The organism is Nocardia macrotermitis (assembly GCF_009604405.1).
GTDB classification, from domain to species: Bacteria; Actinomycetota; Actinomycetes; order Mycobacteriales; family Mycobacteriaceae; genus Nocardia; species Nocardia macrotermitis.
In genome coordinates, this window is sequence record NZ_WEGK01000007.1 from 291,349 (window position 1) to 307,326 (window position 15,978).

The 15,978-nt window shown below is 66.6% G+C and carries 14 protein-coding genes; 6 read left to right on the plus strand and 8 right to left on the minus strand.

Annotated features, from left to right (window positions below):
- Nucleotides 1–65 precede the first annotated feature (65 nt).
- From NRB20_RS18635 to NRB20_RS18655, 5 genes are all read right to left on the minus strand, one after another.
- Entirely contained in the window at nucleotides 66–1,244 is a 1,179-nt protein-coding gene (locus NRB20_RS18635) for a sensor histidine kinase (protein WP_153411394.1), read from the minus strand.
- A 408-nt stretch (nucleotides 1,245–1,652) separates the two neighbouring features.
- Nucleotides 1,653–2,441, minus strand: coding sequence for an ABC transporter permease (locus NRB20_RS18640; RefSeq protein ID WP_153411395.1), 789 nt, complete (start codon nucleotides 2,439–2,441; stop codon nucleotides 1,653–1,655).
- A gap of 1 nt (nucleotide 2,442) precedes the next feature.
- A complete protein-coding gene (locus NRB20_RS18645) occupies nucleotides 2,443–3,378 on the minus strand; it encodes an ABC transporter ATP-binding protein (RefSeq protein WP_153411396.1) in 936 nt (311 codons plus the stop codon).
- 102 nt (nucleotides 3,379–3,480) lie between these two features.
- The gene (locus NRB20_RS18650; RefSeq protein ID WP_153411397.1) at nucleotides 3,481–4,401 is read right to left on the minus strand and encodes an NADP-dependent oxidoreductase; all 921 of its coding nucleotides are present in this window, start codon (nucleotides 4,399–4,401) and stop codon (nucleotides 3,481–3,483) included.
- An 80-nt stretch (nucleotides 4,402–4,481) separates the two neighbouring features.
- Nucleotides 4,482–5,873, minus strand: coding sequence for a glycine--tRNA ligase (locus tag NRB20_RS18655; protein ID WP_319945084.1), 1,392 nt, complete (start codon nucleotides 5,871–5,873; stop codon nucleotides 4,482–4,484).
- Nucleotides 5,874–6,130: 257 nt separating this feature from the next.
- Here NRB20_RS18655 and NRB20_RS18660 point away from each other — a divergent pair, with 257 nt between their 5' ends.
- Nucleotides 6,131–6,481, plus strand: a complete 351-nt coding sequence (locus NRB20_RS18660) for an ArsR/SmtB family transcription factor (protein WP_040820757.1) — start codon at nucleotides 6,131–6,133, stop codon at nucleotides 6,479–6,481.
- A 3-nt stretch (nucleotides 6,482–6,484) separates the two neighbouring features.
- Complete coding sequence (locus NRB20_RS18665) at nucleotides 6,485–6,910, plus strand: Fur family transcriptional regulator (protein ID WP_319945085.1); 426 nt, start codon at nucleotides 6,485–6,487, stop codon at nucleotides 6,908–6,910.
- 431 nt (nucleotides 6,911–7,341) lie between these two features.
- Here NRB20_RS18665 and NRB20_RS18670 read toward each other — a convergent pair whose 3' ends face one another.
- The 3 genes from NRB20_RS18670 to NRB20_RS18680 form a co-directional block, all read right to left on the minus strand.
- Nucleotides 7,342–7,746, minus strand: coding sequence for a hypothetical protein (locus tag NRB20_RS18670; protein ID WP_153411398.1), 405 nt, complete (start codon nucleotides 7,744–7,746; stop codon nucleotides 7,342–7,344).
- Nucleotides 7,743–8,546, minus strand: a complete 804-nt coding sequence (locus NRB20_RS18675; protein ID WP_319945086.1) for an isoprenyl transferase — start codon at nucleotides 8,544–8,546, stop codon at nucleotides 7,743–7,745. Before NRB20_RS18675 ends, NRB20_RS18670 begins: the two co-directional genes overlap by 4 nt.
- A 66-nt stretch (nucleotides 8,547–8,612) precedes the next feature.
- Entirely contained in the window at nucleotides 8,613–10,757 is a 2,145-nt protein-coding gene (locus NRB20_RS18680) for a phosphocholine-specific phospholipase C (RefSeq protein ID WP_153411399.1), read from the minus strand.
- 369 nt (nucleotides 10,758–11,126) lie between these two features.
- Here NRB20_RS18680 and NRB20_RS18685 point away from each other — a divergent pair, with 369 nt between their 5' ends.
- The 4 genes from NRB20_RS18685 (at nucleotide 11,127) to NRB20_RS18700 (ending at nucleotide 15,966) form a co-directional block, all read left to right on the plus strand.
- Entirely contained in the window at nucleotides 11,127–12,359 is a 1,233-nt protein-coding gene (locus NRB20_RS18685; RefSeq protein ID WP_153411530.1) for a cytochrome P450, read from the plus strand.
- 516 nt (nucleotides 12,360–12,875) lie between these two features.
- The gene (locus tag NRB20_RS18690) at nucleotides 12,876–14,189 is read left to right on the plus strand and encodes an ABC transporter substrate-binding protein (RefSeq protein ID WP_153411400.1); all 1,314 of its coding nucleotides are present in this window, start codon (nucleotides 12,876–12,878) and stop codon (nucleotides 14,187–14,189) included.
- On the plus strand, nucleotides 14,186–15,106 hold the full coding sequence (locus tag NRB20_RS18695) for a carbohydrate ABC transporter permease (RefSeq protein WP_153411401.1): 921 nt from the start codon (nucleotides 14,186–14,188) through the stop codon (nucleotides 15,104–15,106). The genes NRB20_RS18690 and NRB20_RS18695 overlap by 4 nt, the downstream gene beginning before the upstream one ends.
- On the plus strand, nucleotides 15,103–15,966 hold the full coding sequence (locus tag NRB20_RS18700; RefSeq protein ID WP_194289919.1) for a carbohydrate ABC transporter permease: 864 nt from the start codon (nucleotides 15,103–15,105) through the stop codon (nucleotides 15,964–15,966). Before NRB20_RS18695 ends, NRB20_RS18700 begins: the two co-directional genes overlap by 4 nt.
- Nucleotides 15,967–15,978: the final 12 nt, after the last annotated feature.

Consider the following 15,978-nt stretch of genomic DNA (forward strand, 5'->3'; position numbering starts at 1 on the left):
CCTCCGTTCACGGCACATCACCGGATCTCCTCGTCTCCACCTGTCGTAACCTGTTCTCGCACTGATCATTCCGGAAAATCCGCGGTCACTCGCAACCCGCCTCCCGGAGCCGCTGCGAGGGTGAGCGCGCCGCCCTCGGCCCGGACCCGCTCGCGCAATCCCGAAAGGCCCGAACCGAATTCGGCGTCCTGCCGCAATCCGGTGCCGTCGTCGATCACCTCGATGCGCGACGGCTCGACCCGCACCGTGCAGTGCGAAGCGGCGCTGTGCCGCACGACATTGGTCACCGCCTCGCGCAGCACCCAGCCGAAGATCGGGCGGTACCCACCGAAGTCGCCCTCGGGCAGTTCGGCCTCGATTCCCGCCGCTCCCAACGCCGTTCGCACATTGGCCAGCTCACCGGCGAGCGAGACCTCGCGCAACCCACCGACCGTATCGCGCACCCCCGCCAGCGCTTCGCGCGCGAGCCGCTCCACATCGGTCATCTCCGCCCGCGCGCGCTCGGGATCCAGATCGATCAGGCGAAGTGCCAGTTCGGTTTTCACCGTGATCACGGTCAGCGAGTGGCCGAGGATGTCGTGCACGTCGCGGGCCACCCGGTTGCGGTCCTCCACGATGGCCAACTCGGCGCGTTGCCGTCGCTGCAATTCGAGATTGCGCCGCCTGCGGATCCCGACCTCGCGCGAGCCCCAGATCACGATCGGGATGGCGGCCAGAAAGTACGAGTAGAAACCGAGATGCCAGCGCGGCACCAGCATCGGCACGACCAGGAGCAGGAGCGCGTAGGCCATGACGAACTGCGCCGATCGATGCGAGGGCAGCACGAACATGCTGATCACTGCCAGATAGGTCAGGGTGGTCAGGCCCGCACCGCCGAGCAGGACCAGCAGTGCCACACACAGCACCGCCTGTGCGGCCAGCAGCAGCACCGCGCGCCGGTCCACCGTGCGCACCATGAATACCGCACCGTCCCAACGCGATTGCGGGAACAGCACGAACGCCACCGCGATCAACGCCCCGAAGGCCACCACGCAGGCGCCCGCGGCCACCGCGAGCAGATGCTGTCCGCGATTCCAGTGCTCGGCCACCGGTGCGACCAGCCAGCACAGCCAGGCCACCGCCATGGCCGCACCGAAAGCCGCGCGCCCGGCCCGCGACCCGTTCGGCGGCCCGACCACCGCCAGCCGATCCATCCCGTCGGACACCGGCCGGGCCGCCGCCGCGAACCAGGACCTCAGCGGCATCGACTCTCCCCTCGAAACCTCGTCCATCCGATCACCCATCGACGCTAACCCATCCTCGCTCCGCACGAGCCGACCCCGCAGCACGGCTCATCACGCGCGAGTCCCCTTCGCATTCCCGGAATCGACGAGCTCCGAGTGGCGCTGTCGGACGTTCACCGGACGTGTCCGCCCGGACAGCGACATTCACCGCAAGCAACTCCCCTGAGCCGACGACCTTCCCACCTGCGGCGCGTCCCGCTGAAAGCACTGCCGCGACACCCGCACGTGCCGCGGCACCCACGCCATCCGCAGCACCCACACCAACCGCAGCACCCACACCAGCCACAGCGCTCGCACCAGTCGCGGCACCCGCACCGACCGCGAGACTCACTGTCCCAGCGGCGGTGCGGAGAACGGGCGAAGACATCCTCATCGGGCGGTGTCGCGACGGAACAGGATCGTGGAACCAGCGGTGAAGGCGACCGCCCAGAACACCACGTTCAGCACTGCCAGGGCGATATCCATACCGCTCGAGCCGCCGAACGGAACCCGAGCGAGAGTGGCCACCCCATTGGTCGGGAACACCCGCGACACGTCACCGATCCAGCCGTGCAACGGGAAGAACAACCCACCCGCGAAACCCAGGATCGCCAGCAGCAGACCGAGGATCTGCATGATGCTGCTCGCAGGCAACAGGTACCCCAGGAACAGGCCGAGCGCGGCGAAGATGACCGATCCGGCCCAGACGATCAGGAAACAGCTCACCCAGGCGACCGCGCCGAGATGCGCGCCCAGCACCGCACCGACAATGAAAACCACTGTGACAGAACATAATCCGAGCAACATCGAGAGCATGATCTTGGTGACGATGTACATGACCGGCCGCAACGGCGTCAGCCGAAGCTGACGACTCCACCCCGACGCCCGCTCCACCGCCACCGTCGCACCGCCGCTGGTGGTGCACAGCATCGCCCCGTACAGCGCCATCGACACCATCGCGTAGGCGGTCATGTTCCCGGAACCGTATGCCTGCGTGCGGAATCCGGGTTGGGTGCCGTAGGACAGGAACACCAGCGGCGGCACGATCAACGAGATCAGCATGGTGCGCCGGTTGCGCGACATCCGCCGCAGTTCCAGCGCGAAGAATTTCCAGCTGAACCCACCACCCCGGTGAATTCGACCGTCCGGCAAGGCATTTCCGAGGGCAAGGGTGCTCATATCAGTTGTCTCCCGTCAGCGCGAGGAACGCGTCCTCGAGGTTGTGGCCGGTGATCTCCAGATCGACGGCCGTGGTGGCGGTGATCAGATAGCGAGCCACCGCATCGGAGTCCTTGGCGTGCACCAGAATTCGGTCACCCCGCTGTTCCACCTGCTCCACGCCCGCGATGGCCAGCAGCCGGGCCTGATCCGCATCGGGCAGGGTGGCCGAGACCACGCGCCCGGCGGCGAGATTCTTGATCGCGGACGCGCTGCCGTCGGCGACCACGGTTCCGTTGCGCACCAACACGATCCGATCCGCGTAGGCGTCGGCCTCGTCGAGATAGTGGGTGGCGAACAGGACCGTGCGGCCGTCGCGGGCATCGGCGCGGATCGCGCTCCAGAACTGGCGACGCCCCTCCACGTCCATGCCGGAGGTCGGCTCGTCGAGCACGAGCAGATCCGGATCGGGCAGCAGCGCCAGCGCGAATCGCAATCGCTGCTGCTGCCCGCCGGAACATTTGCCCACCGCCCGCCCGGCGATCCCGTCGATCCCCGCGCGCACGAGCACCTCGGTGACCGGCCGCGGACTGCTGTGCAGGCTCGCGACCAGCCGCACGGTATCGGCCACGGTCAGATCCGGCAGCAGCCCGCCGGTCTGGAGCACCGCGGAGATCCGCCCCGCCGCGACGGCCTGCTCGGGCGTACCGCCGAACACCCCGATCCGCCCCTCGTCGGGCCGTAGCAGCCCGAGCAACATATCGATCGCGGTGGACTTGCCCGCACCGTTCGGCCCGAGGAAGGCGACGATCTCCCCCGGCGCGACGACCAGATCGAGCCCGTCGACCGCGCGAACCGGTCCGGCGGAAGTGCGAAATGTCTTGCGCAGACCGCGAATCTCGATCGCCGGTGCGGCGGCGGTCCGGTGCGCCGTGCCGGAGGTGAGTGCTGAAGTCATGCTTCGAGTCTGCGGCGCGCGGACCCGTGACACCTCAGCCGTCCGTCACGACTCTCCCATGACACCTGTCACGGTCGGCCGCATGACATCCCGCGCCGGCGATCAGGGACGCAGCACGATCTTCCCGTGCGTATGCCCGCGCTCGAGCTCGGTGTAGGCGGCCCGCACTTCCGCGAGCGGATAGACCGCCGCGACCGAAACCCGAAGTGTCCCTGCGACAACGAGGTCGGCGAGCTCGGACAACACGTCGATGGTGTCGGCCGCGCCGTTGCCCTCGGCCTTGACCCCGTACTTGGCCACCGCCGCGAAATCGGCGATCGTATCGATCCGATCCGGTTTCACCCCGAGTTCGATCGCCAACTCGACGTAATCCGGCCCGTACAGGTCGATGAACGCGTCCACACCGTCCGGCGCCGCGGCGCGGATCCGATCGGCCAGACCGTCGCCGTATGCGACCGGGACGACGCCCAGCGATCGCAACCACTCGTGATTCCCGGGCCCGGCGATACCGATCACCGTCACATCGCGGGCCCGAAGCAGTTGCACCACAAGCGAACCCACGCCACCGGCCGCTCCGGACACCACGACCGTGTCACCGGCCTCCGGACTCACCGCACGAACCGCCGCGAACGCGGTCGTCCCCGCCACGAACAGCGATCCGGCTACGTCCCAGGACAATTCGGCGGGCTTGGGCGCGATCTGTTCCACCGGCACCACCACGTGCGTCGCATGACTCGCCCGCTCGTTGGTGAAGCCGAGCACCTCGTCACCGACCGCGACACCGCTCACGCCCGCACCGATCCCGGCCACCCGCCCGGCCAGATCACTCCCCTGCCCCGACGGAAACGTCGCCGGAAACCGTTCGTGCAGTGAACCATTGCGAATCTTGGCCTCCCCCGGATTGATCCCCGCCGCGACAACCTCGACGACAACCTGCCCCGGACCCGCCACCGGGTCCGGGACCTCGATCAGATTCAGCACGTCGACGTCTCCGTACCGATCGAACCTGACTGCCCGAGCCATGGTGCACCTCCCTGTCTGCGACGTCCCTCAATGAAGTCCGGCACCTACGGCCGGGAACGAGTAGGGCACCAATCCGCGGCTCAGGCCCCGATCATACGCTGAGCCAGGTAACCCTCGACCTGGTCCAGCGCGATGCGCTCCTGTGCCATCGAATCCCGCTCACGCACCGTGACGGCCTGATCCTCGAGGGTGTCGAAGTCGACGGTGATGCAGAACGGGGTGCCGATCTCGTCCTGGCGACGGTAGCGGCGGCCGATCGCGCCGGCGTCGTCGAAATCGATGTTCCAGTTCTTACGCAGTTGCGCGGCAAGGTCTTTCGCCTTCGGCGAGAGGTCCGCGTTGCGCGAGAGCGGCAGCACCGCGGCCTTCACCGGGGCGAGGCGGCGGTCCAGGCGCAGCACGGTGCGCTTCTCCATGACGCCCTTGGCGTTGGGCGCCTCGTCCTCGTTGTAGGCGTCGATCAGGAACGCCATCAGCGAGCGGGTCAGACCGGCCGCGGGTTCGATGACGTACGGGATGAAACGCTCGCCCGAGGTCTGGTCGAAGAAGCTCAGATCCACGCCGGAATGCTCCGAATGCGTCTTGAGGTCGAAGTCGGTGCGGTTGGCCAGGCCCTCGAGCTCACCCCATTCGCTGCCCTGGAAGTGGAAGCGGTACTCGATGTCGACCGTGCGGGTCGAGTAGTGCGAGAGCTTCTCCTTCGGGTGCTCGAACAACCGCAGGTTCTCCGGATCGATGCCCAGGTCGGTGTACCAGGCCAGGCGCGTGTCGATCCAGTACTGGTGCCACTGCTCGTCCTCGCCCGGCTTGACGAAGAACTCCATCTCCATCTGCTCGAACTCGCGCGTGCGGAAGATGAAGTTGCCGGGAGTGATCTCGTTGCGGAAGCTCTTGCCGATCTGCGCGATGCCGAACGGCGGCTTCTTGCGCGCGGTGGTCTCGATGTTCTTGTAGTTGACGAAGATGCCCTGCGCGGTCTCGGGCCGCAGGTAGTGCAGCCCCTCCTCGGATTCGATCGGGCCGAGGTAGGTCTTGAGCATCATGTTGAAGTCGCGCGGCTCGGTCCACTTGCCGACGGTGCCGCAGTCCGGGCACCCGACGAGCTCCATCGACACGCTGTCCGGGTCGTCGATCTTGTGCTTCTCGGCGTACGCCTCCTGCAGGTGGTCCTGCCGGTGCCGCTTGTGGCAGTTCAGGCACTCCACCAGGGGATCGTTGAACACCGTCACGTGGCCCGAGGCGACCCACACCTGACGCGGCAGGATGATCGAGGAGTCCAGGCCGACCACGTCGTCGCGGCTGGTGACCATGGACCGCCACCACTGCCGCTTGATGTTCTCCTTGAGCTCCACACCCAGCGGCCCGTAGTCCCACGCGGACTTGGTACCTCCGTAGATCTCACCGCTCGGGTAGACCAGGCCCCGCCGCTTGGCGAGATTGGCGACGGTGTCGACCTTCGACTTGGGTGCCACGACTGGAGCTCTCCCTCTGCAATGTGATTAGGCGATTCGCCCCAGCGTATCCGGAGCATCAGACAACGGTCCAAGCAGTATCGATATGCCAGCGCAACGACTGATCTCCTGCGTACATCAGCTCCCTTCGTTGACATGCGCACCTGTGCATATGCATAATGGCATCGGTTTCCGATAAGGAGTTGGATTCGATGACGGCCGACAGTGGTGCCCCAGCGCGCGAGGGTGGTGTTCCCGCACGTCGCAGCCGCGTCGCGATGGAAGCGCCCACCCCGATTCCGCACGACCCGTTCCCGTATCGGGCGCCACTCGCGCCCGCCGTACCCACCAGACCGGTGCTGGACAGCGCCGGTGAGCTGCTGCGCGCGCTGGCCGCGCCGGTGCGGATCGCCATCGTGCTGCAACTGCGTGAGTCGCCGCGCTGCGTGCACGAACTGGTCGATACGCTGGGGGTGACGCAGCCGCTGGTGAGCCAGCATCTACGCATTCTCAAGTCGGCGGGGGTGGTGCGCGGTGAGCGCACCGGCCGCGAAGTGATCTACGAGCTGGTGGACGACCATCTCGCCCGCATCGTCGTCGATGCGGTCGCACACGCCGAGGAAGGATGATTCGTGCCGGACAAGACGGGCACACCGGACAAGATCGTCGGGGTTCGCAGCACCCGCCAGCGCAGCGCCATCGCCGCGCTGCTGGGTGACACCGAGGAGTTCCGGTCCGCACAGGATCTGCACGACGAACTCCGCCGCCGCGGCGAGGGCATCGGGCTGACCACGGTCTACCGCACGCTGCAATCACTGGCCGACGCCGGCGTGGTCGACGTATTGCGCACGAACACAGGCGAATCGGTGTACCGGCAGTGTTCCCAGGGGCATCATCATCACCTGGTCTGCCGACACTGCGGACGTACCGTCGAGGTCGAGGGCCCGACCGTGGAAGCCTGGGCGCAGACCGTTGCGCGGCAGCACGGTTTCACCGATATCAGTCACACCATGGAAGTCTTCGGCACCTGCTGCGAGTGCGCGGCGGCCGGGCGGTAGTTCTGGCTCACCCATTGCCGCGCAACATATTTCGATCAAGCGACCAGTTGCGACGCCAGCCTATTTCGATGACAAGTCTCGCCCGCGCCGGGCGATGACGTGGTAGCGTTGACCCCATCACGCAAGTGATGCTGGATGGCGAGGGTGCCGCCGTTTACGACGCCCCCACCTTTGATGGGTTACCTAGTCCACCGGATCAAAATCCAGCGGACCGAGACGAGTACCCCGGCGGTTACGGCAGCTGTTGCTAGCAGGATGCCATAGTCGACCGGGGACTCACTCTTTTTCCGGCGATGTTTCGCCATTCCCCATCACCTCCCCTCTGGGCGCGATGTCTGGACCTGGTCCACCGCCCCTCGAGATGAGGTACCACTCACATTACAACGATCCGAACCCCTTGTCACACAAGGGATTTCGGACGTACGACCAGTCTACGGAACCAGCCCCTGACGGGCCCGGCTCGCCCCCGACAACACCAGCAGCAGCATCGTCGCGAGAGCCTCGTCCCCGAGACCCACAGCCGGGAATGTGTACCGCAGGATGACGTCGGCCAGCTTCTCGTGAGCGATCACCGTCAGCGAACCGAATTGCAGCGCGTTGTTGCGATCCGCGACGCGCTTGTGCAGTTGGGCCTTGAGCGGCCGGTCCCAGGCCAGGACCGCGGTGAGAGTGAGAACGTCCAGGCCGGGGGCCAGATTCACCGCGCGCAGCGAACACAGCGCGCCCTCGTATTCGAAGCCGAGCGCCTTCTCGTCGACGCGCACGTCGACGCTGCCGTAGTGCGCCAGACATGCCCCGGCCCGCGCCTCCAGATCGGCGGTGGTGTCCTCGCTCATTTGACGCCGCCGAACCGACGGTCGCGCTTGGCGTAATCCAGGCAGGCGGCCCACAGGTCGCGGCGGTCGAAATCGGGGAAAAGCGTGTTCTGGTAAACGAATTCGGCGTAGGCCGACTGCCAGATCAGGAAGTTCGAACTGCGCAGCTCGCCCGAGGGGCGCAGGAACAGATCCACATCCGGCATATCGGGTTCATCGAGATACTTCGCGAAACTGGCCTCGCTGATCCGCTCCGGATCCAGCTCCCCCGCCGCCGCCCGACGCGCGATTTCCCTTGCCGCATCGACGATTTCGGCGCGGCCACCGTAGTTCACGCACATGGTCAGCGTCATCACCGTGTTGTCCTTGGTGAGTTCCTGCGCGACCTCCAATTCCTTGATCACGCTGCGCCACAAGCGCGGTCGCCGTCCGGCCCAGCGCACCCGCACCCCCATCTCGTGCATCTCGTCGCGACGTCGGCGGATCACGTCGCGGTTGAACCCCATCAGGAAGCGCACCTCCTCGGGGCTGCGCCGCCAGTTCTCGGTCGAGAAGGCGTAGGCCGACAGCCATTTCACGCCGATCTCGATGCAGCCCTCGACGGTGTCCATCAGCACGGCCTCGCCGCGCTCGTGCCCGGCGGTGCGCGGCAGGCCGCGGTCCTGCGCCCAGCGGCCGTTGCCGTCCATCACCAGCGCCACGTGGCGGGGCACGAATTCGGCCGGGATCTGCGGCGGCCGCTCCCCCGAGGGATGCGGCGACGGCGGGCGAATCGTGCGGGTGGCGGGCGCGTCAGCGTTCTGGGTGCGATTACCGATCACGCCCCCATCCTGCCCGATGCCCTCCCGCGATTCCGAACGCCTGGGGAATTTCGCATTCCGCCCGGCTCACCAGGTGCGGCTGGGGCGGCCGTTCTCCAGGTGGCCGGTGAAGCGGCGGGACCAAGTGGCCGGGTCGGTGCCGGTCAGGGTGAGGTCGTACCAGCCGTCGGAGGCCGGGACCGGGATCTCGTGCGTCGCGTCCGGCGGCACGGTGATGCGGTCGGTCTCTCCGATGAGAAAGGCCAGCGGGGTCGATGCCGTATTCCGCACGCTCACCACCAGCGCCGGTTCCTCGGCCGTGCCGCGCAACGCCGCCGACACCACGACCTCCTCGGCCCCACCGGCCGCGCAGAACCGGAACCCGTTCGCCGCGTACGCCTCGAGGTCGTAGTTCCCGGACCAACCGATCTCCCGCGACGTCGCCGCACCGGCCCCGACCACGATCTGACTCACCTGCGCCCCACCCTCGGGACGAAAAGCGTACGCCTGGAACGCAATAGCCTCCCGACCGTGATTGGCCAAATGCACAGTGACACTCTTCCCACTCACCTCGGCCCACACGATCGGCTGATACGGCAGCGGCCGCGCCTTCGCCGATCCCGGATCCTGATGCGGCACCGACTGTTTCATCGGCGGCGAAGGCATGGGAAGTTTCGATTGCGTCCGATCCGCCTGCGCGCGCAGGGCTTTCGCATCCGGCAGTGACGGAATACTGAAATCCGGACTCCGAAAGTCGAAGCAGCTCAGCAGATCTCCGCAGACCGCACGCCGCCACGGCGAAATATTGGGCTCGCGCACCCCGGTCCACTGTTCCAGGAAGCGCAGCACCGAAGTGTGGTCGAACACCTGCGAATCGATCCACCCACCGCGACTCCACGGCGATATCACCAGCATCGGCACCCGCGGACCGAGCCCGATCGGCGTCAGCGGGCCGTGCGCATCGGCGGCGATCGCGACGCCGGTACCGGTCTGGGCCAGCGGCAACTGCTCCCCCGGCGTCCCGGGCGGCGCGGTCGGGGGGACGAGATGATCGAACAGGCCGTCGTTCTCGTCGAAATTGATCAGCAGCACCGTCGAACGCCACAGCTCCGGGTCCTCCCACAGCGCCTGCAACACCCGCTCGACATAAGCCTCGCCATCCACCGGCCGCGCGGCGGGATGTTCGCTGTATCCCTGCGGCGCGACGATCCAGGACACCTGCGGTAGCGTCTGCGTCCGACATGCCGAAATGAACTGCCGCAGAACGTAATCGACACTCTTACCGTTCTCGTCGGTGGCCAGCGGCCAGCTGCCGGTGACATTGGCCCGCTCGGCCAGCCGCCGCACCGCGGGGTCCGACGAATTCGCCGCCGCGTGGTATGCCCGGAACAACCACAGCGGATTGTCGCCGAAATCACCGAGGAACATCATGTCGGTATCCCCGGCGACGTCATCGGCGTAGACCTGCCAGGACACCCCGGCCTTCTCCAGCCGCTCGGGATAGGTCGTCCAATCGAAGACGGGCCGGTAATCGGGCGGATTGTCGGTCGCGGACCCACCCTTGCGCCCCTCGGGATCGATGGTTCCGGTCCAGTGATAGAGCCGGTTCGGCGTCGTCGGCCCCTGGATCGAACAGAAATAGTGGTCGCACAGCGTGAACGCACCGGCCAGCGCGCGATGGAACGGGATGTCGGCCTCGGTGAAATACCCCATCGTCATCGCCGATTTGGCCGCCACCCACCCGTCGTACGCACCGCCCGCCCAAGCCCGATGCGTGGAGGCCCAGTCGTGCGGCAGGTCCGTGATGTCCTGCCCGTCCACCAGACGGGTATCGATCCGGAACGGCAGCCGATAGCCGCTGCCGCTGCCCGAATCAGGCTGTGCCAGAACAGTTCCCGGATGTTTCGGAGCAGTCCGCGGCAACGTGCTGCCGACTTCGCGCCCCACTCGCGCACCCACCCCACCCGCGTCGGCCCCTCCGGCCGGCGAACGCAGCGCGGTGGGATCGCCGAACCCCCGCACCCCGGCCATGGTGCCGAAATAGTGGTCGAAGGAACGATTCTCCTGCATGAGAATCACCACGTGCCGCACATCGGCGAGGCTGCCGGGCCGCGGTGCGCTCTGTGCGCGAGCCTTTCCGACGGGCACTGTGCCACCGATCCCGGCAAGTCCCGCCGCACCCACCATGCCGCCGAGTACCGCGCGACGCGTCGTCCCGGATGTTCGGTCCATCGGCTGATCCCCCATATATTCGGTGGACGAGCAGTCCACGCCGACACTCTGGGTGACTCCGGATGACGAAATGCTCGCAGCCGAAAAGGGACTCCCGGTTACCCCCGCCCGACCGCCCCGATGAATTCGCCCCACCGCTCCGGTGAACGCGACACCGGCCGTTCCGGCTCCTGTTTCCCACAGGTCACGACGGCGCGCGCGATATCCGGGCGCGACGGCACGCGAACACCCCGGCGATCGTCGAGCAATCGCACCGGCGAATATCGCGGACCGGAAAAACATCCCGACCGGTACTGCTAGCCTGGCACGATTGTCGTTCGCCCCTCTGGAGTCACCGCTGTGAGCACGCCCTCGCCGTCCGGTACGGCCATGCCCGGATTCTGCCCCGTCCAGCACGGATCGCCCAACGACTCGAACGAGCCCCGGATCCTTTTGCACACACCGGAATTCGCGGCACACCCGCACGCCGCATACCAGCGGATGCGACGGGAACACGGCTCGCTGGTGCCGATCGAACTGTCCCCGGGCGTCCCCGCGACGCTCGTCATCGGCTACCGCACGGCCCTGCGGATCCTCAACGATCCCGAGCACTTCCCGGCCGACCCACGGCACTGGCAGGACACCGTTCCGCCGGACTGCCCGGTGCGTCCGATGATGCAGTGGTACCCCAACGCGCTGCGCAACGCCGGCACCGTGCACGCCCGCTACCGGCAGGCATACGTGGCCGCGATCGACGGAATCGACCTGCACGCACTGCATTCCACGGTCGAGGGGATCGCGATCCCGCTGATCAACACGTTCTGCGAGCGGGGTTCGGCGGACCTCCAGTCCGAGTACGCGTTTCCGCTGGTATTCGAGGCGCTGAACCGGATGGTGGGCTGTTCACCGGATATCGGCGGACGCATCGCCGCCGGGATGGCCGCGCTGTTCGACACCGAGAACGCCGCCTCGGGCATGCAGCACACGGCCGAGGCGATGATGGAGTTGATCGCGTTGCGGCGCGCGCAGCCCGGCGACGACGTCACCTCCCGGATGGCCCATCACCCGGCGCGACTGGACGACGAGGAGATGCTCTACAACCTGATCAGCTTCTACGGCGCGGCCATCGAACCGCAGACCAATCTGATCACCAACACCCTGCTGCTGATGCTCACCGACGACCGGTTCGGCGGCGGCTTCCTCGGCGGCGCCACCTCCACCCGCGACGCGCTGGACGAGGTGCTGTTCAACGACCCGCCGATGGCGAACTTCTCGATCACCTATCCGCGTCAGCCGATCCTGATCGACAACTCCTGGCTGCCCGCGCACCAGCCGGTGGTGATCAGCCTGGCCGGATGCAACAACGATCCCTCCATCGCCGGCGGCGACCGCGCGGGCAACCGCTCGCACCTGGCCTGGAGCGCCGGCCCCCACGCCTGCCCGGCGCGTTCGGTGGCGTACCTGGTCGTGCAGGACGCCATCGATCAACTGCTGGACGCACTGCCCGAACTGCACCTGGCCGTCGACCGGAACGAATTGTCCTGGCGGCCAGGACCTTTCCACCGCGCGATGACGGCACTACCGGTCACCTTCCCGAAATCTCCCGCGCTGCCCGTGCACTAGGAAGTCGCCACACCCACCGATCACAAAACATCCACTCGACACCTTTCGCTCCACCCAGTTCCGCCAACCCGTCGAACGCCAACAGCAAAGTTCGCGGCCCGGCTCGCCGATGAGACGCGTGGCGGGTGCGAGGAACGCGTGCCCGACACGGGGCTCATCGGTGAGACTCCAGAGGCCGCGAACCGCCGGAGCGGAGCGGAGGCCAAAGACACTGTCGCGGCCCGGCTCGCCGATGAGACGCGTGGCGGGTGCCCGACACGGGTTTCGCTCCACCCAGTTCCGCCAACCCCGTTGAACGCCAACAACAAAGTTCGCGGCCCGGCTCGCCGGTCGGACGCGTGGCGGGTGCGAGGAACGAGTGCCCGACACGGGGCCGACCGGTGAGCCTCAGGGGGCCGCGAACCGCCGGAGCGGAGCGGAGGCAAAAAAATCCAGCATCCGCCGAATCTCACGCGTGTAGCTCGTGCTATCGGTTACCGTGAGCGTCGGTTCGTCCCAGTCTGATTCGGGAGGGCGATGATACTCAACCGGCGTGACCTGCTCCGCAGTGGTGCCCTGGCGGGTGCGGCTCTGGCCGTGCCGAGTCTGGCGGGCTGCGGGTCGGATTCCGACGCGCTGACCTTCTTCTTCCAGGCCGCACCCGATGAGGCCAAGGTGCGGATGCAGATCATCGAGGCATTCGAGAAGTCGCATCCGGAGATCAAGGTCCAGGTGCAGATGGCGGGGCCCGATCCGAATCAGCAGATCCTCACCTACGCGGCGGGCGGCAAGTGCCCGGATGTGGTGATGCAGTGGGAATCCTATTCGCATCTGGTCGAATTGGGCATTCTGGAGAATCTCGACACGTACCTGAACGCCGATCCGGCCTATGCCGCGCAGCTGCGCAGCGACGGCGAACCGGCGCTCTACGACCTGTTCCGCTATCGCGGCGGGCAGTACGTGCTGCCCGAGCAGTGGGCGGGAATCTTCTTGTACTACAACAAGAAACTGTTCGAGGAAGCTGGTGTTGCACCGCCGCCGGGTCGTTGGGAGGATGCCTGGACCTTCGACGAATTCCTTTCCGCCGCAAAGGCTCTGACCAAACGCGACGCTTCCGGCAAGACCACGCAGTGGGGGTTCGCCGACGCCTGGCCGGTACCGCGCTACTCGGCGGCGATCTTCGGCATGAACAACGGCGGCGAGTGGTTCGTCCCGCCCACCGATCCGCAGCGCGCCGCGATCGACGGTGACCAGTTCATCGAGGGTTTCCAGTTCTACGCCGATCTCGCGGTACGTCATCGTGTCGCCCCGCGTTCGACCGATGCCGACGCACTCCCGTCCATCCAGTTGTTCTCCCAGGGCAAGGCCGCGATGGTGCTGACCGGACATTGGCAGTACAGCGCCATGCTCACCGACCCCGACCTGGATTTCGACATCACCGTGCTGCCGGTCGGCCCGCACGGTCACGGCGCGAAATCCGATATCGGCACCACGGGCCTGGCCATCTCCGCGACCAGCCCGCGCAAGGAATTGGCTTGGGAATTCGTGAAATTCGCGACCGGTCCCGTGGGGCAGCAGGCGGTGGCGAAGTCCGGCCTGTTCGTTCCGGTGCTGAAGTCGGCACTGCACTCGGAGGATTTCGCCAAGGCGCACAGCAGGATTCGCAATATCGAGGTGCTGACCGGCGGCCCGTCGAACTCGAATCCCATTCCGGTGACGCCGAATTGGTCGCGAATCGATGACGCCTTCCACCGCGCGTCGGACCGGATCCTGCGCGGCGCGGCCCCGGCCACATACTTCAAAGGCGATGTGACCAGGCATATCAACGATCTGCTCGGGCGTTCGCAATGACGGCGATCGACGAGAAATCCGCGCCACCACGACCACAGTCGGCGCTGACCCGCAAGAAGTCCGCCGCCGGACGCCGGTTCATCGTGCCGAATCTGCTCGCGGTGCTGATCTTCATGCTGATCCCGCTGCTGTTCTCGCTGTATCTGAGTTTCCAGCAGTGGGATCTGTTCCATGCCCCGCGATTCGTCGGCGTATCGAACTACCGGCGGTTGTTCACCGGCGATCCGATGTTCTACATCGCCCTGCTCAACACCGTGATCTTCACGGTCGCGACGGTGGCGCCGACGATCGTGATCAGCCTCGCGGTCGCCGCCGCGCTGAATGCGAAGGTCAGGGGAATCGGCCTGTTCCGCAGCATCATGTTCCTGCCGCTGGTGTCCTCGGTCGCCGCGATGGCGGTGGTGTGGAACTACATGTTCGATCCGGAAACCGGCGTGCTCAACAGCGTGCTGGGCTGGTTCGGCATCGGAGCGGTTCCGTGGCTGATCGATCCGCACTGGGCGTTGGTCTCGCTGTGCATGGTCAGCGTCTGGAAGAGCGTCCCGTTCGCCGCGGCGGTGCTGCTGGCCGCGATGCAGGGTGTGCCGGAGGATCTGCACGAGGCCGCGCGCATCGATGGCGCGGGTGGTTTCCGGAGGTTCCTGTCGATCACGGTGCCGTTGATCCGGCCCGCGCTGGGTTTCGTCTTCGTGATCTCGATCATCAATTCGTTCCAGGCGTTCGATCAGGCGTATGTGCTGACCGGCGGCGCGGGCGGCCCCGAATCCGGCACCTACATCTTCGGAATCATGTTGTTCCAGAACGCCTTCCAGTTCGACGACCTCGGCTACGCCTCCGCCCTGGCCTGGGTCCTGTTCGCGATCCTGCTGGTACTCACCTATCTGCAACTGCGGATGGGACGAAAGGCGGAGCAATGACCGGACCCGCGCCCCTGTCCCCAGGCTATCAGCGGATCGTCGCGCAACGCAGTGTGCGCGGGTTGCTGGCGTACGTGGTGCTGGTGGTGATGGCGTGGTGTGCGCTGTTCCCGATCCTGTGGGCGCTGTCGGGTTCGCTGAAAAAGCAAGGGCAGCTGACGAATTCGCTGATTCCGCCGCATCCGCAGTGGTCCAACTATCGCACCGTGTTCGAATACGTGCCGTTCGGCCGGATGTTCCTGAACACGGTGATCTACGCGGGCTGTGTCACCGCCGGTCAGGTGTTCTTCTGCTCGCTGGCCGGTTACGCGTTCGCGCGGCTGCCGTTCAGGGGCCGCGACACCCTGTTCCTCGCCTATCTGGCCACCCTGATGGTGCCGCTGACGGTCACGGTGATCCCGCAGTTCATCCTGATGCGCACCTTCGGCTGGGTGGACACCCCGTGGGCGATGATCGTGCCCGGCCTGTTCGGCAGCGCGTTCGGCACCTTCCTGATGCGGCAGTTCTTCCTGACGCTGCCCGCCGAACTCGAGGAGGCCGCGATCCTGGACGGCTGCTCGATCTGGCAGACGTACTGGCGCGTCCTGCTGCCGCACGCGCGCCCGGCGGTGATGGTGCTCGCGGTCCTGACCTGGGTGACGGTCTGGAACGATTTCCTGTGGCCCCTGGTGATGATCCAACGCACCAGCATCTCCACCCTCAACCTGGGCCTGGTCTGGATGCAGGGCCAGTACACCGCGCACTGGCCGGTGCTGATGGCCGCCTCGATCCTGATGCTGCTGCCGATGATCGTGATCTACGCCTTCGCCCAGAAGGCTTTCGTGCGCGGCATCGCCACCTCGGGTCTCGCGGGACGCTGAGAAACCGCACCG

Coding starts and splice junctions, on each gene's coding strand:
- NRB20_RS18645 (WP_153411396.1), bottom strand. CDS start 3,378: ATGACTTCAGCACTCACCTCCGGCACGGCGCACCGGACCGCCGCCGCA.
- NRB20_RS18640 (WP_153411395.1), bottom strand. CDS start 2,441: ATGAGCACCCTTGCCCTCGGAAATGCCTTGCCGGACGGTCGAATTCAC.
- NRB20_RS18635 (WP_153411394.1), bottom strand. CDS start 1,244: ATGCCGCTGAGGTCCTGGTTCGCGGCGGCGGCCCGGCCGGTGTCCGAC.
- NRB20_RS18690 (WP_153411400.1), top strand. CDS start 12,876: ATGATACTCAACCGGCGTGACCTGCTCCGCAGTGGTGCCCTGGCGGGT.
- NRB20_RS18685 (WP_153411530.1), top strand. CDS start 11,127: ATGCCCGGATTCTGCCCCGTCCAGCACGGATCGCCCAACGACTCGAAC.
- NRB20_RS18695 (WP_153411401.1), top strand. CDS start 14,186: ATGACGGCGATCGACGAGAAATCCGCGCCACCACGACCACAGTCGGCG.
- NRB20_RS18660 (WP_040820757.1), top strand. CDS start 6,131: ATGGAAGCGCCCACCCCGATTCCGCACGACCCGTTCCCGTATCGGGCG.
- NRB20_RS18700 (WP_194289919.1), top strand. CDS start 15,103: ATGACCGGACCCGCGCCCCTGTCCCCAGGCTATCAGCGGATCGTCGCG.
- NRB20_RS18650 (WP_153411397.1), bottom strand. CDS start 4,401: ATGGCTCGGGCAGTCAGGTTCGATCGGTACGGAGACGTCGACGTGCTG.
- NRB20_RS18680 (WP_153411399.1), bottom strand. CDS start 10,757: ATGGACCGAACATCCGGGACGACGCGTCGCGCGGTACTCGGCGGCATG.
- NRB20_RS18670 (WP_153411398.1), bottom strand. CDS start 7,746: ATGAGCGAGGACACCACCGCCGATCTGGAGGCGCGGGCCGGGGCATGT.